General features: G+C 39.4%; 25 protein-coding genes. 11 read left to right on the top strand and 14 right to left on the bottom strand.

Going from position 1 to position 24971, the window contains the following annotated elements:
• Positions 1-112: 112 nt before the first annotated feature.
• From BUA89_RS20740 to BUA89_RS20710, 7 genes are all read right to left on the bottom strand, one after another.
• A complete protein-coding gene (locus BUA89_RS20740) occupies positions 113-1114 on the bottom strand; it encodes an NADPH:quinone reductase (RefSeq protein ID WP_228420653.1) in 1002 nt (333 codons plus the stop codon).
• A gap of 63 nt (positions 1115-1177) precedes the next feature.
• The gene (locus BUA89_RS20735; RefSeq protein WP_072963429.1) at positions 1178-2017 is read right to left on the bottom strand and encodes a helix-turn-helix domain-containing protein; all 840 of its coding nucleotides are present in this window, start codon (positions 2015-2017) and stop codon (positions 1178-1180) included.
• A 157-nt stretch (positions 2018-2174) separates the two neighbouring features.
• Positions 2175-2753 carry a Crp/Fnr family transcriptional regulator gene (locus BUA89_RS20730; RefSeq protein ID WP_072963426.1) on the bottom strand — a complete coding sequence of 193 codons (579 nt, stop codon included), beginning with the start codon at positions 2751-2753 and terminating at the stop codon, positions 2175-2177.
• 92 nt (positions 2754-2845) lie between these two features.
• Positions 2846-3256: a nuclear transport factor 2 family protein gene (locus BUA89_RS20725; protein ID WP_072963423.1), complete on the bottom strand. Its 411-nt coding sequence runs from the start codon at positions 3254-3256 to the stop codon at positions 2846-2848.
• Between the two features lie 129 nt (positions 3257-3385).
• On the bottom strand, positions 3386-4255 hold the full coding sequence (locus BUA89_RS20720) for an alpha/beta fold hydrolase (protein ID WP_072963420.1): 870 nt from the start codon (positions 4253-4255) through the stop codon (positions 3386-3388).
• Between the two features lie 21 nt (positions 4256-4276).
• On the bottom strand, positions 4277-4822 hold the full coding sequence (locus BUA89_RS20715; protein WP_072963417.1) for a carboxymuconolactone decarboxylase family protein: 546 nt from the start codon (positions 4820-4822) through the stop codon (positions 4277-4279).
• A gap of 223 nt (positions 4823-5045) precedes the next feature.
• Entirely contained in the window at positions 5046-5621 is a 576-nt protein-coding gene (locus BUA89_RS20710; RefSeq protein WP_072963413.1) for an isochorismatase family protein, read from the bottom strand.
• 391 nt (positions 5622-6012) lie between these two features.
• Here BUA89_RS20710 and BUA89_RS20705 point away from each other — a divergent pair, with 391 nt between their 5' ends.
• The 5 genes from BUA89_RS20705 (at position 6013) to BUA89_RS20685 (ending at position 10711) form a co-directional block, all read left to right on the top strand.
• On the top strand, positions 6013-6996 hold the full coding sequence (locus tag BUA89_RS20705) for a type I glyceraldehyde-3-phosphate dehydrogenase (RefSeq protein ID WP_072963572.1): 984 nt from the start codon (positions 6013-6015) through the stop codon (positions 6994-6996).
• 10 nt (positions 6997-7006) lie between these two features.
• Positions 7007-7618 (top strand): pyridoxamine 5'-phosphate oxidase family protein, encoded by a 612-nt coding sequence (locus tag BUA89_RS20700; protein WP_072963410.1) that lies wholly within the window; start codon positions 7007-7009, stop codon positions 7616-7618.
• Positions 7619-7651: 33 nt separating this feature from the next.
• Positions 7652-8431: an MBL fold metallo-hydrolase gene (locus tag BUA89_RS20695; protein ID WP_072963407.1), complete on the top strand. Its 780-nt coding sequence runs from the start codon at positions 7652-7654 to the stop codon at positions 8429-8431.
• Positions 8432-8492: 61 nt separating this feature from the next.
• Entirely contained in the window at positions 8493-9983 is a 1491-nt protein-coding gene (locus BUA89_RS20690) for a catalase (RefSeq protein ID WP_072963404.1), read from the top strand.
• Between the two features lie 311 nt (positions 9984-10294).
• The gene (locus tag BUA89_RS20685) at positions 10295-10711 is read left to right on the top strand and encodes a DUF983 domain-containing protein (RefSeq protein ID WP_072963401.1); all 417 of its coding nucleotides are present in this window, start codon (positions 10295-10297) and stop codon (positions 10709-10711) included.
• A 139-nt stretch (positions 10712-10850) separates the two neighbouring features.
• Here BUA89_RS20685 and BUA89_RS20680 read toward each other — a convergent pair whose 3' ends face one another.
• Positions 10851-11825 carry a SphA family protein gene (locus BUA89_RS20680; RefSeq protein ID WP_072963398.1) on the bottom strand — a complete coding sequence of 325 codons (975 nt, stop codon included), beginning with the start codon at positions 11823-11825 and terminating at the stop codon, positions 10851-10853.
• Positions 11826-11909: 84 nt separating this feature from the next.
• Positions 11910-12836: an HPP family protein gene (locus tag BUA89_RS20675; protein WP_072963395.1), complete on the bottom strand. Its 927-nt coding sequence runs from the start codon at positions 12834-12836 to the stop codon at positions 11910-11912.
• A gap of 689 nt (positions 12837-13525) precedes the next feature.
• On the opposite strand from BUA89_RS20675, the gene BUA89_RS20670 reads away from it, so the two are divergent.
• Complete coding sequence (locus BUA89_RS20670; RefSeq protein ID WP_072963392.1) at positions 13526-14122, top strand: isochorismatase family protein; 597 nt, start codon at positions 13526-13528, stop codon at positions 14120-14122.
• Between the two features lie 371 nt (positions 14123-14493).
• On the opposite strand, the gene BUA89_RS20665 is transcribed toward BUA89_RS20670, so the two are convergent.
• The 3 genes from BUA89_RS20665 to BUA89_RS20655 all read right to left on the bottom strand — a co-directional run bounded on the left by BUA89_RS20665 (position 14494) and on the right by BUA89_RS20655 (position 16678).
• A complete protein-coding gene (locus tag BUA89_RS20665; RefSeq protein ID WP_072963389.1) occupies positions 14494-15072 on the bottom strand; it encodes a Crp/Fnr family transcriptional regulator in 579 nt (192 codons plus the stop codon).
• Between the two features lie 163 nt (positions 15073-15235).
• Entirely contained in the window at positions 15236-16099 is an 864-nt protein-coding gene (locus tag BUA89_RS20660; RefSeq protein WP_072963387.1) for an alpha/beta fold hydrolase, read from the bottom strand.
• A 33-nt stretch (positions 16100-16132) separates the two neighbouring features.
• On the bottom strand, positions 16133-16678 hold the full coding sequence (locus tag BUA89_RS20655) for a carboxymuconolactone decarboxylase family protein (protein WP_072963384.1): 546 nt from the start codon (positions 16676-16678) through the stop codon (positions 16133-16135).
• A 581-nt stretch (positions 16679-17259) separates the two neighbouring features.
• Here BUA89_RS20655 and BUA89_RS20650 point away from each other — a divergent pair.
• Positions 17260-17871 carry an isochorismatase family protein gene (locus BUA89_RS20650; RefSeq protein ID WP_228420652.1) on the top strand — a complete coding sequence of 204 codons (612 nt, stop codon included), beginning with the start codon at positions 17260-17262 and terminating at the stop codon, positions 17869-17871.
• Between the two features lie 71 nt (positions 17872-17942).
• Entirely contained in the window at positions 17943-18671 is a 729-nt protein-coding gene (locus BUA89_RS20645) for a pirin family protein (protein ID WP_072963381.1), read from the top strand.
• A 220-nt stretch (positions 18672-18891) separates the two neighbouring features.
• Here the strand turns inward: BUA89_RS20645 and BUA89_RS20640 are convergent, their stop codons facing one another.
• Both BUA89_RS20640 and BUA89_RS20635 read right to left on the bottom strand, forming a co-directional pair.
• On the bottom strand, positions 18892-19149 hold the full coding sequence (locus BUA89_RS20640) for a hypothetical protein (RefSeq protein WP_143152415.1): 258 nt from the start codon (positions 19147-19149) through the stop codon (positions 18892-18894).
• Positions 19150-19788: 639 nt separating this feature from the next.
• Positions 19789-20652 (bottom strand): restriction endonuclease, encoded by an 864-nt coding sequence (locus tag BUA89_RS20635; protein WP_072963373.1) that lies wholly within the window; start codon positions 20650-20652, stop codon positions 19789-19791.
• 368 nt (positions 20653-21020) lie between these two features.
• Between BUA89_RS20635 and BUA89_RS20630 the strand changes: the two genes are divergently transcribed.
• The 3 genes from BUA89_RS20630 to BUA89_RS20615 all read left to right on the top strand — a co-directional run bounded on the left by BUA89_RS20630 (position 21021) and on the right by BUA89_RS20615 (position 24556).
• Positions 21021-21755, top strand: a complete 735-nt coding sequence (locus BUA89_RS20630; protein ID WP_072963370.1) for a pirin family protein — start codon at positions 21021-21023, stop codon at positions 21753-21755.
• Between the two features lie 1338 nt (positions 21756-23093).
• Entirely contained in the window at positions 23094-23507 is a 414-nt protein-coding gene (locus BUA89_RS20620) for an OsmC family peroxiredoxin (RefSeq protein ID WP_072963364.1), read from the top strand.
• 68 nt (positions 23508-23575) lie between these two features.
• Entirely contained in the window at positions 23576-24556 is a 981-nt protein-coding gene (locus tag BUA89_RS20615) for an alpha/beta hydrolase (RefSeq protein ID WP_072963566.1), read from the top strand.
• Positions 24557-24971: the final 415 nt, after the last annotated feature.

Below are 24971 nucleotides of genomic sequence, written 5' to 3'. Positions count from 1 at the left end.
TCAATCCTGATTTTCTTCAATATATCTAAATAGGATTCGTAAATGCTGGTCAATGAAGAACTCTTACTAAAGGTATGTAAAACGATTTTTAAACAACGAGTTTACTGAATGATTATAACGATACCAAAATCTTTCCCTTAACCTTGCGCATTTCTACTGCCTCATGTGCCTGGTCAATCTGCGCTAAGGGAAATATTTTTCCAATGGTTGGTCTATAATCGCCGGTCGCAAGACAGTTAGTGATATCTCCTACGGCCTTCCTTTTAAACTCTTCAGGAATCGTGTAGACATAAGCAAAACGTAATGCAACATTGCGTTTAATAAGCTCTAGTACTCCCACTGGTACAGTCTGTTCTGGCGAACTAACAGAATAAGTACTAATAGTGCCAGTATTATCCAGGCATCGAACATCGACATCGTAATTTGCCGCTAGATCCACTTCTACTATTTTAGAGACACCAGTACCTTGGGTTGCCATTCTGATTTCATCTTCAACATTTTCACTTCCCAAATGGATAACTAAATCAGCTCCTTTCGAAAGTACTCCCTGCTTATCTTTAATATCACGTACAGTGGTGGCAACCCACGCTCCGGCCCACTTGGCCAAAAGAATGGCGGCCTCACCAACTGCTCCCGCTCCCCCTTGTACCAAGATCTTTTTGCCCTTTATATCTCCATCAGCAAATAAACAATAGTGTGCTGTTAAAGCAGGTACACCTAAGGACGCACCGACCTCAAAATTTACATCACTTGGCAACAAGACAGCACGATGAGCTTCGACAATTGCATATTCTGCTGCTGAGCCATCACTCTTTCCGTATTGCGCTTCATAAATCCAAACTCTTTGGTTAATTCTACTCTCCTCGACCCCTTCTCCGACCAGATCGATTACCCCAGCACCATCCTGATGCGGTATTATTCTTGAAAAAGGCATACTTCCCGTAAAGCCTGTCCTGGTTTTTATATCAGAAGGGTTAACTCCGGACACAGCGATTTTCACACGAACTTGTCCGGGACCGGGAAGAGGTATCGGAATTTCCTGCACTTTTAAAACTTCCGCAGCAGAACCTTGCTTTTCATAAAAAGCTGCCTTCATCTTGCCTTCAAAACTCATAACTAAAATATTTTTCGGGTATTTATCTTCTTAATATTGTATTGACCTTTTACAGAATCTGTGTTATGCCACTATCTCAGTATATTTTTTGCGATATTGTCCTGGGGAAACTCCTTCCTTTGCCTTGAAAAATCGGCTAAAAGTCTGGATATTATCATAACCTAACTCATATGCGATTTCCTTGATTGATAGATTTGAGTAATTAATTTGCCGCCTAGCATGAATCATAATCCGATCATGAATAATGTTTAAGGGCGCCCTATCAGAAATCAGAGAAAACAGATTGGAAAGCGTTTTGGGAGATTTGTTCAGCTGGGAGGCATAGAAGGCTACGTCATGATGCTCTGCGAAATGTCTTTCAACCAAATAGTTAAATTCCCTGATAATATCGCCCTGACTTGCATCAATACGGTCAAAATTTTTATTCTGTCTTAAAATCCGGACAGAAAGGATAAGGAATCTCTTTAAAAGTGCTTGCAGCATATCTTGTTGCAATATATCCGAATTCTTCATCTCACTGCAGAAAATATCCCATGATTTCTCAAAATCGCTCAGCATGCTTTCCGAGATGGTTACGATAGGAATTTCGGTGGCTCCAAAGAAAAGTAGCCCCTTGCTACCAACCTCATTATCATGATTGACAATACAATAAAATGGCTGATTAAATCTTACCATTCGTGCAGATTCAAAAGTGATTTCATCTATGCGATGAAACTCTGTAAGAAAAATGATCTGGTTATGTTCAAGTTCATAGGGAACTTTGTCGATGACCATATCAAGCTTTTTACCCGTATTCCATATAAATGTCATGTCAGTTTTTTTGACATTCAAAATGACATCTTTATCGGTTGGATTTAAATCGTAAATCTGTAAAACCTCATGTGAATTGTTTGTAAAGATCATAATTTGCTTTTCCCTGTTTTTTAATGTCCTATCAAGGTTACGTGTCTTGACATAACATTTGGTGAAACTCTTTTAGTCTTCACAAACATACAATAGAGTTTTCAACTTGACGTTGACAAATATCAATTAGTAAAAATGTTTTGTTGCTATAGAAGTACTATTTCACACGTGGTTTTCTAACTCGGCTTAAAGTTTCTTTTGATACTCCCAGATAGGAGGCAATGTGATGAAGCGGAAATCGCTGTGCTATTTCAGGATAACATCGCAAGAACCGCTCATAACGTTGCAACGCATTCAAACTAATTGCCGCGTCCAGACGTTTCTGGGAAGCGATCTGATTATTTTCACTCATTTTCCAAAACATCCTCTGAATTGCAGGTATCTTAAGTAGCACCTCAAGGTCCTGTCTTTGAAAAACTAATAGATCTGTATCTTCCCAAGCCTCGATATAATAAATTGACGGAATACGATTTATAAAACTATCGCGATCTGTAATCCACCAGTTCTCAATACATAACTGGTTGATACACTCCGTACCATTCTCCGGAATTGTGAATTGTCGCGCAGCACCTTTTAGTATAAATCCCGTGTAAGCGCAAATTTTACCTTCCTCGAGAAACAATTGTCTACGACGAAGTTTTTTTGGTTTCATGATACTGGCAACACGTTCTTTTTCACAAGTTAGCAGCTCCACATCGCTGTATCGTTCGATATAGTTAAAAAGCGGGTCATACATTCTTTATTAATTTTTTTGGTAGCTCATAAATAGTACGTGTACCAAAAATAATAAAAAATCCCGCTTTTCAAAATACAGCTTCAGACAACTTACTACAATCTGCGCTCAGATTCTTCGATCTCAAGGTCGTTCACACTAGCAAACCTCCTCTGCATCAGTCCATTTTCGTCATATTCCCAATTTTCATTCCCATATGCACGAAACCACTGTCCCTCAGCATTACGAAATTCGTATTCATAACGAACGGCGATTCTGTTATCTGTAAATGCCCACAATTCCTTTTTTAACTTATAATCAAGCTCCCTCTCCCACTTTCCAGTTAAAAATTCAATGATCTGCTGCCTACCGTTTATGAAGGTGGATCTATTTCTCCATTCACTATCTATGGTATACGCCTGCGCAACTTTTTCAGGGTCTTTAGAATTCCAGGCATCTTCTGCCAACTGAACTTTCTTTAAAGCTGTCTCCAGTGTAAACGGAGGTAAAGGATGTCTCTGTTCCATATTGTAATATTTTAGATTTATAATATTTTTAAAATTTTAGCTATCTTATAGCTGAGATGTTACTACCAGTAGTTTATTAGGGTACTGGTAGTAAAACATTTCTATCTTCTATTTGCTTAGCAATGAATCCTAAACTGAAAGAACCTTTCTATCAAGAAAATCATCTATGATCGCGGATATTTCCTCACCATGAGATTCAAGAGCAAAATGCCCTGCATCAAACAGATGAAACTCTAAGTTCTTAACATCTTTTTTGAATGCCTCAGCTCCTGACCCCGGAAAAATATAATCGTCTTTTCCGTAAACAATCAGCATTTCAGGTTGATAATCTCTAAAGTACTGCTGCCAGCTAGGATATAATGGCACATTTGTTTGATAGTCATAAAACAATGCCAGCTGTATTGCGCCGTTTTCTGGCCTTTCGAGATGTCTAAGATCAATTTCCCAATTGTCAGGTGAAACAACGCTCTGATCAGGCACATTGTGTGTATACTGCCATTTCAAACCATTAAGATCATGGAAGCCTCTTAACGTATTTTCGGCTTCTTTGTTGTTTCTGTCAGCCCAGTATGCCTTAATAGGATCCCAAAAGGCTTCTAATCCCTCTTCATACGCACAGCCGTTCTGCACAATAAGGGTATCAATCTTCTCAGGACTTGCGCTCGCGATTCTGAAACCGATAGGTGCACCATAGTCCATCAGATATAAACTATACTTTTGAATATCGAGCTTATTCAGGAGAGCGGTAATTATTTTGGCGAAATTGTCAAATGTATATTCAAATTCTGCCATCGGGGGCTGCTCGCTTCTACCATACCCAGGATAATCAGGAGCAATCAAATGGTATTTATGAGACAAGGACTGGATCAGATTGCGGTACATATGTGAGGACGTAGGATACCCGTGAAGCAAAACTAATGTCGGCTTGCTCTTATCTCCAGCCTCTCTGTAAAAAATGTCTACTCCGTTGATTTTTTCTGTTTTAAAAGTTGTTTTCATTGTTTAAATATTTATAAGTGATTAATTCTTTTCAATTGGTGCCAGTTTTGGAAAATCAATATCTGTATCGGCGAGGATATTGACATAGTTTGTGAAAATACTAAGTGAAACCTGAGCTAAAATTTCAACGATCTGCTGATCTTCATAGCCTGCAGCTCTTACATTGGCTAACGCTACCTGAGAGACCGCACCACGGTTATCCAAAATTTCTTTGCTGAAAATCAATGCTGCATTTATCTTTGGATCCGTAGAATTAGCGTTTCTCGCACCGACAACATCTTCATCTTTGATACCCATTTTGCCAGCTACAAAACTGTGGGCTGAATTACAATAATTACATCCGTTTTCATTTGCGACTGTCAAAGCGATCAACTCGCCCAATTTACCGCCAAGTGAAGAAGCGCCAAGAGCACTGCTAAATCCAAGGTAACCGTTAAGTACCGCTGGAGAATTAGCCATCGTTCTCATCATATTGGGAACCATGCCCATTTTGGATTTTACAACATCTAAAAGTTCTTTTGCTTTTCCGGTAGCTTCTGCCGGATCTACTGTTTTAATACGTGCCATAATATTGTTTTTTAATTTTTAATTTGTTTTAAGTAATTTGACAGTACAAAGTTGATCATAATAACAAAGCGTCTGTTAGTCACCCTTTCCCGAATAGTTATCAATTTTTCCTATTCTAAAAAATATTCGTTTTTCTCATTTTCAAATAGTAACTACAGCTAGCGAAGGATTTTTGAGAGATTAGGACACAAGGTTTTACGATAGCCAAATTGACCTGTCGGATCTAATGGTAATTTAGTATACCCACTAATTTTTGGCCGTTCGGACTTGTCCAGTCAATTGCCAGTTCAGAAATAATCTGGTCGACAGTTGTAATAATGGCTCCAGCAGCGCGCATGCGAGCTAGCGCCAGTTCATCACCATACTTCGTATATGAAGCAGATGCATCGGCAGAGACCTGCACTTCGTAACCTTCGTCCAGCATCTGTAAAACCGGGAAAGTAACACAGATTTCCGTTGTAACTCCGGCTACAAACAACTTCTTACGTTCCAAGACTTTTACCGCATGATTAAAACCATCGTGATGCATTGCATTCACAATGCCGGGACGCTTGATACGCGCTGCAAATGCCTCTGGTAAAATCTCCTCAAGTTCCGGAATTAAAGGACCCTGGACATTTTCTTCCATACTGGATGTCAATATGACTGGAAGGTTTAAGGCAGCTGCAATTTTAGCCAGTTTAATGGCATTTTGCTTGACAAGATTGATGTCATGTGAATGTGTCCAGCCCATTGTACCTATTTGGTGATCAATTAAAAGTACTGCTGAATTTTCCGGATTAAAAGCTTTAGTGTGCATAGTCTTTCTGTTTAAATTAGTTGATTTCGTAACGACCAAATTGATCGGCGATTGACACAAATTTGCCCTAATTTCTACTGTTCAACGATGACTTTTGCTAAAAAAAAGTATTGATAAATGTCATTATCTCACAAACTTGACTCACGAAGATCAAGAAAGTGTAAATTCCAAAAAGAGCAATATGAAACGTAATTTTTCACAACAATTTGTCTTAATCACAATTCATTTACAACTATACACTTCTAGAAATTTCCAAAACATATAGGACTGATCTGGTGACTTTAGTCAAGGTAATTTTTTGACAAATGTCATCCTTTTTTAGCGAAATATGGAGGAACTTAGCCAATAGATAATACAAGAAAATAACATAAACAATATTAAAATGATCGTTATGAAAAAAATAGCAATTAATGGATTTGGACGTATCGGACGTGCGGCACTTAAAATAATAACAGAAACTGAAGGCCTCGAAGTCGTTGGAATCAATGATTTGATGAGTATCGAAAATGCTGCATATCTGCTGAAGTATGATAGTAACTATGGAAAATATGAGAAGGATGTAAAGATCGAAAATGATAGCCTCATAGTGGATGGAAAAAGAATAAAGTATACCAGCCTGCGGGAAATTGAAAGTCTGCCCTGGAATGATATCAGTGCAGAAATAATTATCGAAAGTACCGGAATTTTCACCAACAAGGCAGATGCGGAGAAACATCTAACTGCAGGTGCAAAATTTGTAGTAATCTCAGGTCCTACTAAAGATACGCCGACAGTCGTACATGGCGTCAATACTGAAGACGGCAAAGTTTCGGTATTTTCATGCGCTAGCTGTACCACCAACAATATAAGTCCAGTGATAGAAATATTGGGCAGAAGACTTGGTATCAAAAAGGCTATACTCAACACAACACATGGTTATACTGCCTCTCAGACATTGATAGATGCTCCATCTAAGAAAGAACCTAGAATGGGCAGAGCAGCAGGTATTAATCTTGCTCCAGCAGCCACCGGTGCCGCAATAGCTACGACAAAAGCACTTCCGCAGTATGCCGGTAAATTTGACGGTATAGCAGTCAGAGTACCAGTGCCCGTGGGATCCATATCGGATATTACTTTTGTTTCCGAAAGACCAACGACTATCGAAGAGATAAATCAAATCCTGATCGAGGAATCTCAAACGGATCGTTATCGTAAAGTTCTTGCAGTAACCGACGAGCCACTTGTATCTACTGATATCATTAAAAGTGCCTTTGCCGCCACTGTTGATATGGAAATGACAAGAGTTGTCGACGGTGACCTTGTAAAAGTGATGGCCTGGTACGATAATGAATGGGGGTTTACCAACCAAATGATCAGACAGATAGAGTCTATTTAATATTAGATCGATGAATTATGCTAATATCGCCTTCACCGACATTATAAAGGCTCTACAGGAAAAAAATGGCAGTCGAGCTGCCTACGACCGTATGCAAAAGTTCAGCTATGTAGATGGCCTTAGCATTACAGAAGAGAATTTTATCAGGGAAATGGACAGTTTCTACATGGCATCTTTCGGAGAAAATGGGTTTCCATATATACAACATCGCGGTGGATCAAAGGGCTTTTTAAAAGTCATCAATAAAGATACGATCGGGATCATTGATTTTAGTGGTAACAAACAATTTATATCTGTTGGTAATATCACCACGAATCCGAATGTCTCTTTGATAATGGTATCCTATCCCAAACGCGCAAGATTAAAAATTTACGCTGAAGCTGAGATTTTGGAAATTGACGACGATCCGGGATTGTACGACTATCTAAAACCCGAAAATTATAAATTTAAGGCAGAGCGAATATTGCTATTTCATATTAAAGCATACGACTGGAACTGCCCTCAACATATTGTACCTCGCTATAGCGAAGTAGAAATTGAAGAGATAATAAAATCAAAACTACAATACATTGAAAGACTGGAGACTGAACTATCCGATCTAAAGAAAAAACTGAGGCAATAATAATTGACTAACAAAAATTTATCCAAGAATACTATGCAGAGCAAACAAATATATGCCACATACCTAGGTGGTCCCACTATAATTATTGAGATCGGAGGATTGACATTTATGACGGATCCCACGCTTGATCCGGAGGGAACTTTTTTTAAACTAAATGAAACGATGACAGAAAGGAAATTGGCAGGTCCTGCGCTCTATCCTGAAAAGTCTGTCGATATTGTCCTTTTGAGCCATGACCAGCACTTCGACAATCTGGACGGTTTAGGACGGTCTTTTTTGAAAGAGGTCGGTGAAGTTCTAACTACTAAGGCGGGTGCAGAAAGGCTTAAAGCAAATTCAATAGGACTTGACCCACATCAGCAGCGTACTTTCACAGCTCCGAGCGGAGAAAAAATTAAAGTTACCGCTACACCCGCACGCCACGGTCCAGCGGGAATCGAAAAAATTACGGGTGATGTGATCGGGTTTCATATTGAAGTTGATTCGCCTGATGGTATTCAGCTGTATATTACCGGCGATACGGTATACTACAATGAAATCGAGTCACTTTCCAAGCGTATTAGACCGGACTACATATTTATTTTTGCGGGGGCTGCACGACCACGGGGGCCATTCAATGTGACCATGGGTACAAACGATGCCCTTGATACGGCGGCCGCGTTTCCAAAGTCCATCTTGATCCCTGTTCACTCCGAGGGCTGGTCACATTACACAGAAAACAATACAAATCTAAGAGAAGCATTCCAAATTCTAGGAATTGAACATCAGTTAAAAGTACTTGAGCCAGGTGTTCTTACTGCACTCTCTATTTAGATAAAAAGTTTTTACTAGCAAACCATTTTTTTAACAGAACAAATTAAAACAACCAATTATAATGACTAACAATTCGAAAATTACAACAAATGCCGGATCAACAGTACCTCACTATCAAGATTCACTTACAGTAGGACCAAGAGGTCCAGTGCTATTGGAGGATTTTTTCCTTCACGAGAAAATGGCCCAGTTTAACCGCGAGAGAATTCCGGAGCGTATCGTTCACGCAAAAGGAACCGGTGCATTCGGGAAATTTGTAGTTACTGGCGATATCACGAAATATTCGCGGGCAAAGATTTTTTCGGAAATCGGAAAAGAAACTAAAATGTTTGCACGATTTTCTACCGTTGGCGGTGAAAAGGGATCTGCTGATGCTGAAAGAGACCCAAGAGGTTTTGCATTGAAATTTTACACCGAAGACGGAAACTGGGATTTGGTGGGGAATAACACACCTGTATTCTTCATTAAGGATGCGAAAAAATTTCCTGATTTTATCCATACTCAAAAAAGAGATCCGCATACAAACTGTAAAAGTCCGACTGCGATGTGGGATTTCTGGTCACTGAATCCAGAATCACTGCATCAGGTTCTCATCCTAATGTCTGACAGAGGAACACCGAGAACCTTTAGAAATATGCATGGATTCGGGAGCCATACTTTCACGCTGATCAATTCCTCAGACGAGGTTGTGTATGTTAAATTTCATTACAAAACAGCACAGGGAATTGAAAATTTTACTAATGAAGAATCGGTAAAGATGAAGGGTGAAGATCCTGATCATGCACAGCGTGATCTTGTTAATGCAATTGCTAATGGCGATTTCCCTAGATACAATGTTTCCATCCAGGTAATGACATATGAACAGGCAAAAAACTTCCGCTGGAACCCCTTCGATATTACCAAAACATGGCCACAGCAGGAATATCCATTAATAGAAGTAGGATATTTTGAACTCAACCAGATTCCGGCAAATTATTTCCGTGACGTGGAACAGGCGGCTTTTTCACCCTCAAATGTTATCGATGGAATTGGCTTCTCCCCTGATAAAATGCTGCAGGGACGGATTTTATCATATCCAGACGCGCAACGATACAGAATCGGATCAAATTATCAGGATCTACCTGTGAACGCATGCCCATTTATGGTGAATAATTACCACAGGGACGGTGCCATGAAATTTACAGACAACGGCGGGGCATCACCCAATTATTTTCCAAATAGTTTCGATGGGAATTACGAAGACCCGGTCTACAAGACGAAACCTTATCAGCTGGAAAGCAGCACTGTGGCTCACTTCGACAGAAATGAAAATGATGATGACCACTATACACAGCCAGGTATTTTATTCGATAGGGTAATGAACGAGCAGGATCGTATGAACACCATCAGTAATATCGTTGGAGCAATGAGCGGTATCGAGGGGTCTAAACGAAACGAGATAATCATGCGTCAATTGTGTCATTGGTTTAGAGCCAGTGTTCCTCTGGGAATGGGAGTTGCCAAAGGCCTTGGAATAGATATGCAGGAATTGCAACAGCATATGCCAAGATAATGTACAATCTAGAATTAGTTGAACGGAACAAAAAAAACGGTATTTTTTTAATCCATCCGTTGCTATTCTTTCTAACAGTCCTCCACCGGTATATTTAGTTGCTAATGAGATGTTCTAAAATAGACAACAGCATGAACCCGAAGGAAGCCCTTTAATAAGGCTTCCTTTAAAATATCACATTGAACTGAAAATATGATCTTGCAGGCATGTCAGTTTGAACTAAACAGCGTGATTATAGCAACAATTAGCCTGTGGCAGAATGCAGAACAATGAATTAGTAAGTATAAATATCACTAAGAAATTTTATTAAAATGAACAACAGAGAACATCCTATTCAACCAAAGTATGTCTCGCAATGGGACGGAGTAATACAAGCAAAATGTCCTAGATGCCGTATAGGTAAAGTATTTTCCGGACCGGCGTACGGATTAAAAATGCAAAAAATGAATCTTAACTGCCCGCATTGTAATCTAAAATACGAACGTGAACCAGGTTATTTTTATGTCGCTATGTTCGTCAGCTATGCCATGAGCGTAGCAGAAATGATCACAATAGCCGTAGCAGCCTATATAATTGGCTTACCTTTAAACTTTGAACACCTTTGGTACTACCTCAGTATAATCTTTGCGGTTGTTATTTTGTTGGCGCCATTTAATTACCGCTATTCGCGCATGGTTCTTTTGTACTGGCTGACACCGGGTTTAAATTATGACCCGCCAAAATCTTGAGAACCAATAACAGATGAAATCCAAATTTAATACTCTGAGCTAAGTTCATCCCTCAAGGTAGGTTGAAAAAATACTTTGTAAGGGCCTGCCAAAAATACACTTATGATTTACTCCAACCTTCTTTTATTATAATCCCAGATTATTTGGTGATTGGAATTGTTACTCTAAGAACTGAACGGGTTCCCGCGGGCCTATTCCGGGCATCGGTCTCAAACATAACCTTGGCCTCAAACAAAAGTCCGTGAGGCGCAAAATAGGCTAGTCCGGGGCCAATACCGAACACGCTTTCGCGCGTATCGCTTATTTGATACTTATTTTGGTAGTAGTTTCGGTCGCCAGCGAAACTATCCTGTTCAAACTGCCTCAAATAGTACGCAACCCCCTCAACACGTAGCGCCGGTATAATGGCGTAATCCACTGAATAGTTCCCATTATAAAAAGCACCGGCCCTTTCCATGGAACCGATCGTCCTAGAATTGAGGTTCAATTGATTCCTTGCACTTATGCTGATCTTGTCAGTCAACATCATGGTAAAAGCATGGTACCCACTGAAACCCCACAGGTGTGCAGAAGGATTGATCTGATATTCATTTGAGTAACTTCCAAGAGGAATGTTAACATCAATTTCAGCACGATGGTGAAATGCCTTTCCGAATAACTTTTTGTCGGACCACTGAATGGCAGTACCATAAGTGAGGTCACCAACTACCGAAGGATTAGCCCTGGGAATATGTGGGCCACTGCCCGAACTATTAATCTGAACAACCGGAATTATAACCATGAAAGCTAGCTTTCCCTTAAAAACCTCAACCGGTGAAAGATATATTAGCTGATTTATCTGAACGATGGAGTTGATCTTCAGGTCTGAGGATGTCTTTCTTCCTTCCCCATCATAGATAGAACGAGTATTGAAGATCTGGGCAAAACCTTGATATACGAATCCCGGCTCACCTGCAAATCCATCAAAAATGTTTGCACTACCAAGATTTGCCTGTGGAAGTACCGGATCCTGCCCATAAACAACACCGCACGAAATTGCCGTAACTAAAGTTACCGATAAGAATCGGATAGCTCCTTTCATTTTTCTAATAAATTCCCTTTTACATGTTTTCATTCTGCAAATTTATTTAACGGCTTAGGGCTGGACGTTGACATTAGACAATAAATTTTCGTGACAAAAGTCAATTTTATTTACACTTTACTTGAGGTCAGATATTTTCGAAATCATCTTATCTGCATACTGTCTGTAAATTAAAATGATCCCAAAAGAGAATATAGACATACCAAGTGCGGCAAAAGGCAAAACGGAAATTACCTCTTTGGGAAGTATAAAAGCCAGAAAAGGAAAAGCATATACCGCTGGCACATGCATCTTAAATAATTTCAGCATCAGGTACATAAAAAGAAGGTCCGCAACCGAAACTATGAGCCAGTTGTTTACTGTGAGGAAGAAAAAGACCCCTATCGATGCTGAAAGAAATAAAACCGCAATTTGTTTCAGGGCAATTTTTATACTATACATCTTCATTGAAAGTGATTCATAGGTCACAACAGCAATAGGTGGAATTATTGCCATCTGGCCATAGCCAAGAACTGTAGCGATAGCAACCCATGCCACCAGGATTCCGAAGTAGAGCAATAATGTCCTGCTATCAATCGTTGACTTACGGTCACTCCCTTTATTTAAACGGAATATATAGACTGAAACCATTAGAACAGCTGTTGTTGATAGGATTGTAGCAAGAAATGAAAATGAATGTGCCTGGGAAACAATGGGCAGGAATCCTGTAGCCAACGCTGGGGGCAAGCTATACCTAAAGCTATACATCAATATAAGCATTAATATAAGTACAGCGACCAGTTTCATGCCGTAAGGTATTTCCAAAAAATTGATGGAAAATCCAATTATCGCCGTAAGAGAAGGCAATATAAATATCTTCTCTGGCTGTCTCATCCAGGACTGTTCTCGGAATGCAAAAATTGCGACTGCCATCGCAGCAATTTCTGGAAGAATTACCTCTCGATCTGCAAAATGTACCGCCGTTGCCACCATTAGTAGAATAAAGATAAAAGCAGCTGTATATGATAATATCTCTTGCTTTTTGCTTAGGTTGTGATTGTTCATCTTATTTGTTAATTTTATATTGTTAAGTATTTTATTTTAAGAATCAGAGGCCTTACTGATTCCCTCCTGTTTATTTTCTAAATATTGTAGAACCACCATTATGCTCTTGAATCATAAAGGGCAAATCCTTCACAGATTAGTACTTTTTTCCAGATTTTGATGATGACACTACAAAGTTGCGATTTTCGGAAAGTTTAGGGTTAGCCACAATTTCCCAAAGAGTTGGCATTTTTTCATTATCTACATTTTTCTTCCTAAAATCCTGGTATAACCAGATTCTAAAATGCCCTGTATAATGAAAGGCTTTTTAAAGTGAACAACAGAAAAGAGCAAATAACTCAATTAAGAATTGGACGTATTTCTAAGCTCATAAATTTATTAGAAAAAGCATATAATCTTAAGCGGGAGGTTTGATCAATAATAAACTACTGAACTCTGATACCTGTAATTCTGTATGAATGCCTGGGAGCAATTCCATTCGGTACAAAGCGGAATTTATTCTCCTCTAGCCAATTAAAAAATCATGTTTTATGAATGTCTTTATGAGCTATGCCTGTTTATTGTAAGATCTAAGCATAATCATTGACTTTTGTCACTAATCTTTTGTGATAAAGGTCATCGTCTCCGGGACGTGTACAGGGCTACATTTGCTATAGAAACTTTATTTAATAATTTAAAAAACAAGTCTTATGAAAAAGTTTAAAATCGAAGACACAGTAATTTTACTGATCGATCACCAAGAAGGAACCATTAATTTTTCTGCCAACCGTGCACATGAAGTAATCATCTCCCGTGCCCGTACGTTAGCACGATTAGCCAAAGGGCTCAACATTCCTGTTGTTCTAACCTCAAGCCAGGAGGATCTGCAACAAGGTCCACTCTTAAAAGACCTACAGGAGATTTTACCTGTTCAGTTCGCTGAACGTGTCAAACGCGACGGTATCACAAATGCCTGGGATGATGAAAACTTTAGAAATGCCGTATATAAGGCAGCTGACGGCAAAAAAAATATCGTGATGGCCGGTTTGACTAACGATGTTTGTATTGTATGGCCTGCAATAGACATGCAGGAAGAAGGTTTTGATGTTCAGGTTGTTATTGACGGCGGGGGATCACCTACTGAGATCGCCGAAGATGTGGCCCGCAAAACATGGGAAGCTCAAGGTGTAAGAACAACGACGATCAGTCAATTTATATCCGAGATCATCGGCAGCTGGGCTTCACCTGAAGGTGAAATTGCCAAACCAATTGTGATTGAAGAGGTTTATTCACTTCTGTTCAAATAAATCCAGATCAGTAAAACGAAGCAGCTTTTAGGATCTCTGGCCCAAAGACTGGGAAGATGACGAGCGAAAAAGATCTGCTTATCCATTCAGCAGTTAGCTGATTTATCCAAATAAACGGAAGGCCTGAAAGAAATCAGATACTTCCGTTTATTTTTTTCTGCTCTTAAGTATACACCCCAAACCAGTAACAAATCACAATTATTTACCAAATGGTTCCTAATTGCGTATGTTTTTATATAAATAAATCAAACTTTAAGCACATCTTACTCAGAAAAAGCGCGCTTAAAGATTGGTATTGTAATGCCTTTAAGTGAAATCAAAAGAAAAACTATTTAGACCTAAAATAGCTAAAAATGAAGAGAAAGATCGGTTTAGCGCAAGCGCTGCTTTCTGATCCTGCTAAGCGTTTCTCTGGATATTCCAAGGTAGGAAGCTATCTGATGGAGCGGAAATCTCTGAATCATTTCGGGATGAAGCTCGACAAAACTTTCATATCGCTGTAAAGCACTCAGACTTATTGCGTCATCGACACGCTTTACCGAAGCTATGTGGTTATTTTCACTCATTTTCCAGAACATTTCCTTAATTGCGGGAATCTCTAACAATGGATCAAGATTAGGCCGTGGTAATACAAGGAGCTCCGTATTTTCCCAGGCCTCAATAAAATATTTTGAAGGTGTCTGATTGATATAGCTATTCCTGTCAACTATCCACCAATTCTCAATGGCAAGTTGCAGAATATATTCGAGACCATGACTATCAACACTGAACTGTCTCGTCGCCCCCTTTAGAATAAAGCCCGTATATGCACAACTACTGCCCTCTTCTAGAAAATACTGCTTTTTCCTAAGCTTTTTTAGCAGGAATAATGACTGTATCTTCTCCTTCTCATCCTGGGACAAAGTTGATTTGCTGTAACGCTCTATATAATTAAAAAGTGGTTCGTACATTGGAAGTATTTTTAGACTGCGACTGGTAAAGTCGCTATAGATCAAATTTAAGAAAAAATCCCATCTTTCTAGATATCGGCATTCTACTTAAACAGACAAAATAAAATCGCTCAGACATTTTTTTCAGAGCGATTTTATAAATCTAATGCTTAAACGTAAATTTTTATTTAACCTTTCTGTCAAGAAAATCTTCGATGATGGCCGAAATTTCCTCACCGTGTGACTCCAGTGCAAAGTGCCCTGTTTCAAATAGATGGAATTCAAGGTTTTTCACATCTTTTTTAAATGCTTCAGCTCCCGATCCAGGAAAAATATAATCATCCTTACCGTAAACGATCAACATTTCTGGTTGGTAATCCCTGAAGTATTGCTGCCAGCTTGGGTATAGAGGAACATTGGTCCGATAATCATAGAACAGAGCTAGCTGTATTGCTCCATTTTCTGGTCTCTCTAAATGTCTAAGATCTATTTCCCAATTATCAGGGGAAACAACACTCGGGTCAGGGACGTTATGGGTATACTGCCATTTTAGTCCATTTGCATCATGGAAACCTCTTAATGTGTTTTCCGCTTCTTTATCGTTGATATTTTTCCAGTATGCCTTGATCGGATCCCAGAAGGCTTCAAGTCCCTCTTCATAGGCACAACCGTTCTGTACAATCAGCGAATCAATTTTCTCAGGATTTGCACTCGCTATTCTAAAGCCAACAGGTGCCCCGTAATCCATTAAATAAAGACTGTATTTTTGAATATCAAGCTTATCCAACAGAGCGCCGATAATCTTTGAAAAATTATCAAAGGTGTAGGCAAACTCACTTATCGGCGGTTGCTCGCTCCTTCCGTAGCCAGGGTAATCAGGTGCGATCAAATGATACTTATGAGAAAGGTCCTTGATGAGATTTCTGTACATATGTGAAGAAGTGGGATAACCGTGCAACAGGACTAGAGTCGGCCTATTCCTATCACCGGCTTCTCTATAAAAGATTTCCACACCGTTTATTTTTTCAGTTTTGAATGTCGTTTTCATTGTATAAGATATTTAGAATGTTGGTCTTTCCGATTAATTTTGAGATAGCACGGTCAGTTGTGGAAAATCAATATCGGTATCTGCTAAAATGTTCGCGTAATTAGTGAAGATGCTCAATGATACCTGTGCCAATATTTCAAGTATCTGAGGGTCATCGTAACCCGCTGCCCGTACTCTTTGTAAAGATTCATTTGAAACTGCACCTTTTGTCTCAAGGATCTCTTTTGAGAAAAGCAATGCGGCATTTACTTTTGGATCTATTGAAAAAGCATGTCTGGCATTCTCAATGTCCTCAGTATTTATTCCGATTTTCCCACCGATGTAGCTGTGTGCGGCATCGCAGTAGTTACATCCATTCTCGTTCGCCACGGTCAATGCGATAAGTTCACCTAATTTGCCCCCTAATGAAGAGTAGTTAAGACCTGCGTTGAAGCCTAAATAGGCATTGAGTACAGCAGGAGAATTTCCTAAGGTTCTCATCATATTAGGAACCATTCCCATTTTACTTTTAACAATGTCAAAAAGTTCTTTTGTTTTTCCGGTAGTTTCTTCCGGATTTAATGCTTTAATGCGTGCCATAATATTATATTTTTAATTTTTTTTTATTGTCAATATGTTTCTCATTATCAACAGTACAAAGTTGCATTTTTACATAGGGTATGAGTTAGGCAGCATTTCCCGAAGTGTTATCAATTTTTCCAGTTCCTGATATTTTCTTTTAATAGGTCCCTTATAAAAAAAGAATAGTCCGGTATAACTAACATTTCAGTAGGCACTCCCCTCTTTTATAATTACTCGGGAATAAGGATATGAGCTGATAAAAGCAAGAAGGCCTAACTTCTCAATAGTTTACTTTAAAAGAATTCAGCAGGATCAGCTTAATTTATATCCAGAATTTTGGTGTCCCCTTTTTATACGCTTATACTTTAAATCATCCAAGAGGAAATATGCTATACAATAATATGATTACGGTTTTGCACAGCTTAAAATCACTGAATATTTTCTGACGTTTTGTTAATCCAAAACAAATTAATCGCCTATATCTAAGTTTCTTACAGGTAATAATTGACTTTTGTCACAGTTTTTTTGTAGCATATGTCAACGAGCTAGGAAATACAATCAACATAACTTTGTCATATACAAAAGCACTAAAGAGCTTAATGTTAAAACAAGTAAATAATATAAAATATCTAATTATGCACACAAAAGCATTTAACCCAGAAAACGCAGCAATGCTGCTCATTGATCACCAAGTAGGAACTATGGCATGGACCCATTCGCATGACATCAATTTGGTAAAACAAAATGCCATTAAACTTGCCAAAATCGCAAAGGCACTCAACATGCCCGTGATACTGACTTCCAGTATGGAAGAATATGTTCAGGGACCATTGATTCCAGAGCTGCAGGAACTTTTACCCGAGGCATTCGCAGCACGGATCAAACGTCCGGGAATTGTAAACGCCATGCACCATGATGGTTTTAATGAGGCAGTAAAAGCCCTCGGACGAAAAAAATTATTTGTGGCGGGAGTTACCACAGAGATCTGTGTTACTTTCCCGGTTTTACAGATGCTGGACGAAGGTTACGAAGTACAGGTTTCCGCAGATGCGTCCGCTTCCTACACACAATATGGCGACAATTTAGCCCTGGAGAGAATGAGACAGGCTGGTGCTATAATTACAACTGTTGACCAGATTATTTCTGAACTTGCCATTGACTGGACAAGCCCAAATGGACAAAAACTCGTGGGAATTTTAAACTACCACTAAGTACATGACCGCAAGAGGTGCAGCGTAAAAATTGACGATGTTCCTTTTGCTTTAACTATAATATTAAAGCTATGAGAATTATTAGAGCTTCTGAAAAAAATACCCACGGAAATCGTTCTTTCCAGGTCAACATTTTATATCCAGGCGCCAATCTCGGCAATGTGGATACCGGCTATCTAACGGTCGGTAGAATTGATCACGCATCTTTTAGACCTCCTGGTTTAGTTCCGATGCATCCTCATCAAGACGACGAAATCTTCTCCTATATCCGATCAGGAGAAATGGTTCATACGGACAGTACAGGACATCAAGAACATCTAGATTCCTCTTATATGATGCTAATGAACGCGGGAACAGGGATTTCACATGAAGAACGTGCTGTGTCCGATGTAGAAATGCTGCAGATTTTCATGCGCCCTTCACAGAACAGCTTACCACCACAGGTACAGTTTAGCGAGTTCGAAAACATCTATAGTGAAGACGTCTGGAGACTTGTTGCAGGTTATGACGCAAAAGCACCTTTAAAGTTAAGGGTACAGACCAATATATACGATATACACTTACTTAAAAAATCTTCGGTGACATTTCCGGATCATAAAATTCAGAATACATATCTGTTGTACTGTTTCAGCGGAAGCTTTAAGATCGGTGACCATACTATCACAAAAGGAGACAGTGTTATTGTTGATGAAAATCACACTTTAGAGGCACTTTCTGATAGCGATCTTGTATTGTTTGAAATAAGAAAGGATGCGGTGTATAGCGAAACAGGAATGTTCAGTGGAAATAGATTTCATTAGTATCATTCATTAGCAAAATATCTCTAAAAAGCCCTTGAATTAATCAAAGGCTTTTTTATTTTGTTTACCAAAGCACGTTAATAAATAATCCTACACTCCTACATCATTTTATAATATCTCTTAACTGTTGCAAACCATGATCAGTTGTTATTATTATTCTTTCCTTGAAAAAAATAAAAAATAGAGATCAAAAGAGGCCTTTAAAATAGAGTTTACTTTCCTAATTGAGCTGGCGCACTGTAATATGTACTTTTCCTTCTTCATCTTTCCAAAAAGGTCCCTTCACCTTTATCTTATCCCCTACCTCATATTTTTTAAAGCTTCCAGCATTTCTGCCTAAATTGACAATACTTATCGTTGCGACATAGTCTTTCCCATCCTCACTTTTAATCGTTGCCATATATCCATCCTTACCATTTTCTGTGTGCATCACCGTGCCTGTAACAGAAATTGTTTCCTCCTTGTTTTCGACCTGCACATCATTATTTTTTCTTGTCGTACAGCTTGTTGTTAATAGTAGCCCAAAAGTCAAAAGGAGTATAGTGTATGAAGCCTTCATCTGATATTATTTAATAGTAGAACAAAAGTAAGATTTTTCCAAGATGAACCATCCTATTACAAATGAATTTTGTGTTAAAGCCAAAATTGCTATCAAAACAATGACAAAAATGCTGTGATCTGTCGTCATAGTTTTGTTATTAGAAGCGTTATCAATAGCATTTCATCATTGCATTCACCTTTCAAAAATATGATCAGATAAATTTACTTTAATAATTTCTCAGTGCAAGCATAATTTGTAACATAAAAATCGAAAACTTAATCGAATCCACTATGGTCAGATAACTCAACAATCTTTGTAGCCAGAATAAGGGTCGGATCAATCAGGGCGATCTGTTGACCGTCTATCTGGATTTAGGCTTCATCGGGAAATAGTAACAGGAGTTCAGTACAGCCCAAAATGAGCACCTTTGCCCCCTTTCTGGCCAGGAAATCTGCCGCCTTAAGGATATTTTCCTTACAGGTCCCCGTTCAAATCTTTGCGATATCATCCGGGCAAAACAGACCTTTCAATCCGCAGACGCAGTCCATATACGATTCTCTGAAGTAGCTCCTCAGGCTACAGATCTCTAAAGATTATACCGTTCTTGGTCAGTTTATAGGATCTTTTCTCAAAAATCTCTTTCATGATCATCCAGACCTGATCCATGATCTGAAATGATCTCTTTGAGCTTGCGTCGATTTCGCAAAGAAACCCAGTAAAAGAGATTTTTTCTATATCGTACTGCCGATCATCATACTTCCGCACCAATTTACCCGCGACAGGGGGATAATCAACCGTTATTGTCTTTAAAAAAGTTTTATTGCGGTGAAGTTCATCACAGAAGGCACGAAGATACTTATTGAAAGGAATTGTACGCCCTTCCGGGGTCTGGATCATAGCATAATCTGCGAAATGCATTGCCATGATCTGATTCTCCTCACTGATCTGTATACTTCCAAGATCGATCGTTAGGATATTAGGACGTCTAACGGTTATATTGTTGTGTATCTCCAGTTCCGCCAGGGTCACGTCCCGAACAGCTTTCCCTGTACCATCGTCAAATTCACGTAGTTCGACAAGCTTGATTCCAAGATGTTCCGCATAGGTCACTGTATCCCTGGTAAAGCCCATTTTAGAAACTATTATGCCACTTGCGATAGCACAGTCGATCATGATATTATGCAGTTTCATAACCGTGTCCTTGGCTACTTTATCTTTTAGAAATTTGCATTCGATGGCACAGAGAACCGGTTTGCCCTGATCCAGCTGTTCCGTCAATACATCCACCTGATGCTTCACTGTCGATTTACCTACAACCTTGCAGTCTTTACCATAGCCCTTAACTTTTATGCCGTACTTCGCACCGAGCATTTCATAGATATATTTCGTGATTGCCTCGTATTCCTGCCAGGTCAAATCTGATGAACTCTTATTTTCCATAGTTTAATGATCAAATACCGGAACCATAAAATTAAGCGATTTAGTTTATCGGATAGGGAACAAAATAAATTATCGGTGATTTTAGTGTTTTATCTTCCGTCGACCCTATCCTCAAAATAATGAAATACCCACCACCATTGCCCTGTTGTGGGAACCGGAAGGCCGAAAATCGCCCCTTTGATCCTTACTTTAAAATTCATTCATCAATAACTTACATATTCCTCAACCTCAAAATGTTGACATTTATCAAAATAGAAAATTAAAATCAGCGGCCTCGATAAACGATTGTGACAAATATCAACGTCCGAAGGAATGATACAGCGATAAATTTGTAAAAGAAAAATGAATATTAATTTAAATAAAATATTATGTTACAAAAAATATCAGGCCGCACATTCAGAGATCATGGCCCTATTAAAATCCTTCATCCGGGTCCAGAGAACACCGGTGATTCAGGTATTGGAAGTATCGGAAGAATAGATCACGCAACGTTTCGGGGAAAACAAACAATTCGTATGCATCCTCACGTAAATGATGAGATTCTCTCCTATTTCCGGACTGGAAAAGTAAAGCATTCGGATTCCGAAGGTTTTAGTGAAGATCTCGGCCCCAAAAAGATAATGCTGATGAAAGCTGGTAAACGGTTCTATCACGAGGAAGAAATAGATGGCGTTGCTGAACCCCATGAGGGGCTGCAGATCTTTATCCGTCCGGGAGAAAAAGACCTGGTACCCGAAGTGATTTTTCAGGATCTTGATGAGCTTTACAGCGAAAACAAATGGCGCCTACTGGCATCGCCATCAGAAGAAACCAAGTTACGTTTCAGCAGCCAGACCTGGATATTTGATACCAGGTTATCCTCAGACAGCAGCTTTGAATTGCCCAAATTGCCGAAAGACAACCTCACCGGACTGCTGTATGTCTATCAGGGTTCCGTAACGATAAATCCGGAATTAAGTTTGGAAAAAAATGATTCGCTTATTTTCAGAGATGAAAAATTCACGATCAGTACTTCAACGGGAGCGGAATTGGTCCTGTTCTTAACAGACGAAAACAGTCCTATTTTTAAGGAAGGTATGTACAGTGGGAATACAAGAGGTTAACATTATAGAAACCAGAAGTAAGACTTATTTTTCCGGATTTTAACGGATAATAGGTCTATTCTTATTTGCTAGGTGGCAGTGTTGGAAATTAAGAAAGAGCTATCCTATAAAGCTCCCAGTAAAACCTGTACGCGAATGAAAAATCGGAAACATATAATCTTTGACTGACCTGATGAGGACTGTCATGAAAAATTTCAATACCATTTTCAAATATAATGACTTGTGGGCCCCGGATAAATTTAAATGAAAAAAACTGAATATGCACACGCTTGAAAATCTACAAAACTATAATCTTAAACAGCTTAGAAAAACTCAGCGGGGACAACGATACCTGCTGAGCATATCCAAATATAATATCATGAACCTTTACGCAAATCAGTTCGACAATATTCAATAATAATCAGGGATTTATAAAATTATACTATTCTAAAATCCCACTGACTAAAGCACTTTCAGTTCGCTTGAAGGACAGACTTAATTAAACGCTCGATCTCCCCCACCCTGAACTGAAAATATTTTCGCTATTTATAGATCACGCACACAGCGTATCTGCGTACTACGTGAACGGGCATAATCGTTGGTTCCCGTCGGCAGTGTATTCATTGCCCGACGCTCGACCTGAGCTGATCTTAGACCTCCTGAATTCGTTGTGCCCATGTGAAGTGCGAATATCCCACCGCCTGAACCGTCCTCCAACTGTCCTTCCTGCGTTTGGGACCAGTACAAGCCTTCATTCGCAGCAGACAGGGGGTTAGAGGCAGAATTCTGATTATCCTTATAGCCTGCCGCTGGAAAGAAAATTCCTTTGGTCGCGCTGGTTGTATACCAGGCGCCCTGTAGTCCCGAAATTGTTTTATTTTCTACCTGACCAAGTGCCGCGAGAGCGTCAAAGTCTGCTTTGGTGGGTGTACGCCAAGTATAACCATCCATAATACCTATGCAAGGATCTCCCAAATTACTGGGATCATCGCTGTAAGCCCTTTCATCCCCATAAGGATAAAGGTGGCCAAAAGGGAAATAGCTACCCAGTCCATTGGTGTACGAAAATGAATAAGAAGCACCATCATATTTTAGGTTACCGGGTGCCCACACAAGGAATTGTGGGAAAACTTTTCATATGAACCGATTTTATATCTTCTTCCTTAATATCTCCTGCAAATTTTATGGATACTTCAATCTATCAAACAAAAGATATACATTTGAGCTTTTCGGAAAGAAATTAAAAATTAGACCACAAAAGGAAAAAAGTACAATTTTTATCGACTTTTTGCTCTTTATTTGGATTGCCTATATGACATACCTTTGTCCTATAAGAAATTAACAATCAAAATAAAGAGTATGAAACGTAATGCTACCGCCGTTTGGAACGGCACAATCAAAGAAGGAAACGGACATCTAACCACGCAAAGTTCCGTTCTGAACCAGACCCAGTATTCATTCAACAGCCGTTTTGCTGAAGGCGTCGGAACAAATCCCGAAGAACTGCTTGCTGCGGCCCACGCAGGATGCTTTACAATGAAGCTTAGCCTAGACCTCACACAGGCCGGTTACCACCCTGAAAAGCTGGAGACAAAATCCATCATTACATTGGACAATGGGAAGATCACGCAGTCTGAACTGCTGCTCCATGCAGAAGTGCACGGGATCTCATCGGAAGAATTTGAAAAAATCGCCAGAGAGGCCGAAAGAACCTGCCCTGTAAGCGCAGCATTCAGCTTTGAAATCATTTTAAACATCAACCTTAAAAAATAATCACAATGAAAACAATCTATTCAAAAGTTTTAACATTGGCGGCACTCGCCATCTTAAATTCCAATATCATGGCACAATCAAACCCAGCATCCCAGGACCCAAACATTGGCCGGGAAACAAGAGAATTTTTAAAAGCTTTGAACAGTGGCGACGGAAAACCGCTGGAAACTTTATCACCTAAAGACGCTAGACTAGTGTTGGTGGGCGCTCAAAAATCGGTAAGCTTCGATTATTCGGATATCCAGGAGTCCGAAAAGACAATCACACAAGACGGACAGACCGTAAAAATCCATATCGTAAAACCCAAAGACGCAAAAGACGGTTTACCCGTGTTTATGTTCTTTCATGGCGGCGGATGGGTTTTAGGAGATTATCCGACCCATAGAAGACTGGTTCGTGACCTTGTTGTCAACAGTGGTGCGGTAGCTGTCTTCCCTGATTACACACCATCTCCGGAAGCCAGATTCCCGGTTGCTATCAATCAGGCCTATGCCGCGACAAAATGGGTAGCTGAACATGGAAAAGAGATCGGGGTTGACCCAAGTAGGCTTGCTGTTGCCGGAAACAGTGTAGGTGGAAATATGGCCGCAGTGGTAGCGTTAATGGCAAAAGATAAAAATGGTCCTAAACTAAAACAGCAGGTACTTTTGTGGCCCGTAACAGACTCCGACTTCAGCAGAGCTTCTTACACAAAATTTGCACAGGAAAGATTTTTGACAACCCCGTTGATGAAATGGATGTGGGACAATTACTTACCTGACTTAAAAGAAAGGGACAACAAATATGCTTCACCTTTGAAAGCTTCATTGGAAGAACTGAAAGGTTTGCCTCCTGCACTTGTACAGGTTGCCGAGAATGATATTCTGCATGACGAAGGTGTGGCTTATGGCAGAAAACTGGACGATGCCGGCGTACCAACGACTGTTACAGAATACAAAGGCTTTATCCACGATTACGGGATGCTGAACCCGCTAGCGCATATCCACGCTGTACAGGAATCTGTTCTGGATGCTGCGACTGCGTTAAGAAAAGCACTGTTTGCGAAGTAAAATAGCATCTGTTTTTAAAAAATTAACACCAAATAGGTATCTCTGTTTGGTGTTACTGTATTATATGATTGATTATTGGAAGCATGTATACTTGAGCACATTTTCTTGAAAAATGAGGCTATATTTGAGATTGCTAAGAATCCTTATCACCTATTTTTTTGAGATCAATTCCGTCACTTATTGCTGGCTTGGAGGTATTCCAAAATTTATTTGCCCCTCTAATGGAATTTGTACAAATAATTAAAAAATGAGGATAATTAAGCACAAGCAATAGTAATTCTTAAAGTATATGAGTTAAATTTGAATTTAAAATTGCGCCACATGCCAAAAAGAGATTCTATTTTAGTGAACAGCATGGATTCCAGCAGCAGTATTGCTGTTGGAATATGGGATGGTTCAACTCCCGGCATCCTAA

The sequence above is a fragment of the Chryseobacterium arachidis genome, assembly GCF_900129245.1.
Taxonomy (GTDB): Bacteria; Bacteroidota; Bacteroidia; order Flavobacteriales; family Weeksellaceae; genus Chryseobacterium; species Chryseobacterium arachidis.
Note: the sequence above shows the minus strand (reverse complement) of the source record. Positions and strands in the feature narration are given on the sequence as shown.

What these genes read in the sequence shown, in the direction of transcription:
- BUA89_RS20740 (WP_228420653.1), bottom strand. Translation starts at nt 1,114, where the DNA reads ATGAGTTTTGAAGGCAAGATGAAGGCAGCTTTTTATGAAAAGCAAGGT.
- BUA89_RS20735 (WP_072963429.1), bottom strand. Translation starts at nt 2,017, where the DNA reads ATGATCTTTACAAACAATTCACATGAGGTTTTACAGATTTACGATTTA.
- BUA89_RS20730 (WP_072963426.1), bottom strand. Translation starts at nt 2,753, where the DNA reads ATGTATGACCCGCTTTTTAACTATATCGAACGATACAGCGATGTGGAG.
- BUA89_RS20725 (WP_072963423.1), bottom strand. Translation starts at nt 3,256, where the DNA reads ATGGAACAGAGACATCCTTTACCTCCGTTTACACTGGAGACAGCTTTA.
- BUA89_RS20720 (WP_072963420.1), bottom strand. Translation starts at nt 4,255, where the DNA reads ATGAAAACAACTTTTAAAACAGAAAAAATCAACGGAGTAGACATTTTT.
- BUA89_RS20715 (WP_072963417.1), bottom strand. Translation starts at nt 4,822, where the DNA reads ATGGCACGTATTAAAACAGTAGATCCGGCAGAAGCTACCGGAAAAGCA.
- BUA89_RS20710 (WP_072963413.1), bottom strand. Translation starts at nt 5,621, where the DNA reads ATGCACACTAAAGCTTTTAATCCGGAAAATTCAGCAGTACTTTTAATT.
- BUA89_RS20705 (WP_072963572.1), top strand. Translation starts at nt 6,013, where the DNA reads ATGAAAAAAATAGCAATTAATGGATTTGGACGTATCGGACGTGCGGCA.
- BUA89_RS20700 (WP_072963410.1), top strand. Translation starts at nt 7,007, where the DNA reads ATGAATTATGCTAATATCGCCTTCACCGACATTATAAAGGCTCTACAG.
- BUA89_RS20695 (WP_072963407.1), top strand. Translation starts at nt 7,652, where the DNA reads ATGCAGAGCAAACAAATATATGCCACATACCTAGGTGGTCCCACTATA.
- BUA89_RS20690 (WP_072963404.1), top strand. Translation starts at nt 8,493, where the DNA reads ATGACTAACAATTCGAAAATTACAACAAATGCCGGATCAACAGTACCT.
- BUA89_RS20685 (WP_072963401.1), top strand. Translation starts at nt 10,295, where the DNA reads ATGAACAACAGAGAACATCCTATTCAACCAAAGTATGTCTCGCAATGG.
- BUA89_RS20680 (WP_072963398.1), bottom strand. Translation starts at nt 11,825, where the DNA reads ATGAAAACATGTAAAAGGGAATTTATTAGAAAAATGAAAGGAGCTATC.
- BUA89_RS20675 (WP_072963395.1), bottom strand. Translation starts at nt 12,836, where the DNA reads ATGAACAATCACAACCTAAGCAAAAAGCAAGAGATATTATCATATACA.
- BUA89_RS20670 (WP_072963392.1), top strand. Translation starts at nt 13,526, where the DNA reads ATGAAAAAGTTTAAAATCGAAGACACAGTAATTTTACTGATCGATCAC.
- BUA89_RS20665 (WP_072963389.1), bottom strand. Translation starts at nt 15,072, where the DNA reads ATGTACGAACCACTTTTTAATTATATAGAGCGTTACAGCAAATCAACT.
- BUA89_RS20660 (WP_072963387.1), bottom strand. Translation starts at nt 16,099, where the DNA reads ATGAAAACGACATTCAAAACTGAAAAAATAAACGGTGTGGAAATCTTT.
- BUA89_RS20655 (WP_072963384.1), bottom strand. Translation starts at nt 16,678, where the DNA reads ATGGCACGCATTAAAGCATTAAATCCGGAAGAAACTACCGGAAAAACA.
- BUA89_RS20650 (WP_228420652.1), top strand. Translation starts at nt 17,260, where the DNA reads ATGTTAAAACAAGTAAATAATATAAAATATCTAATTATGCACACAAAA.
- BUA89_RS20645 (WP_072963381.1), top strand. Translation starts at nt 17,943, where the DNA reads ATGAGAATTATTAGAGCTTCTGAAAAAAATACCCACGGAAATCGTTCT.
- BUA89_RS20635 (WP_072963373.1), bottom strand. Translation starts at nt 20,652, where the DNA reads ATGGAAAATAAGAGTTCATCAGATTTGACCTGGCAGGAATACGAGGCA.
- BUA89_RS20630 (WP_072963370.1), top strand. Translation starts at nt 21,021, where the DNA reads ATGTTACAAAAAATATCAGGCCGCACATTCAGAGATCATGGCCCTATT.
- BUA89_RS20620 (WP_072963364.1), top strand. Translation starts at nt 23,094, where the DNA reads ATGAAACGTAATGCTACCGCCGTTTGGAACGGCACAATCAAAGAAGGA.
- BUA89_RS20615 (WP_072963566.1), top strand. Translation starts at nt 23,576, where the DNA reads ATGGCACAATCAAACCCAGCATCCCAGGACCCAAACATTGGCCGGGAA.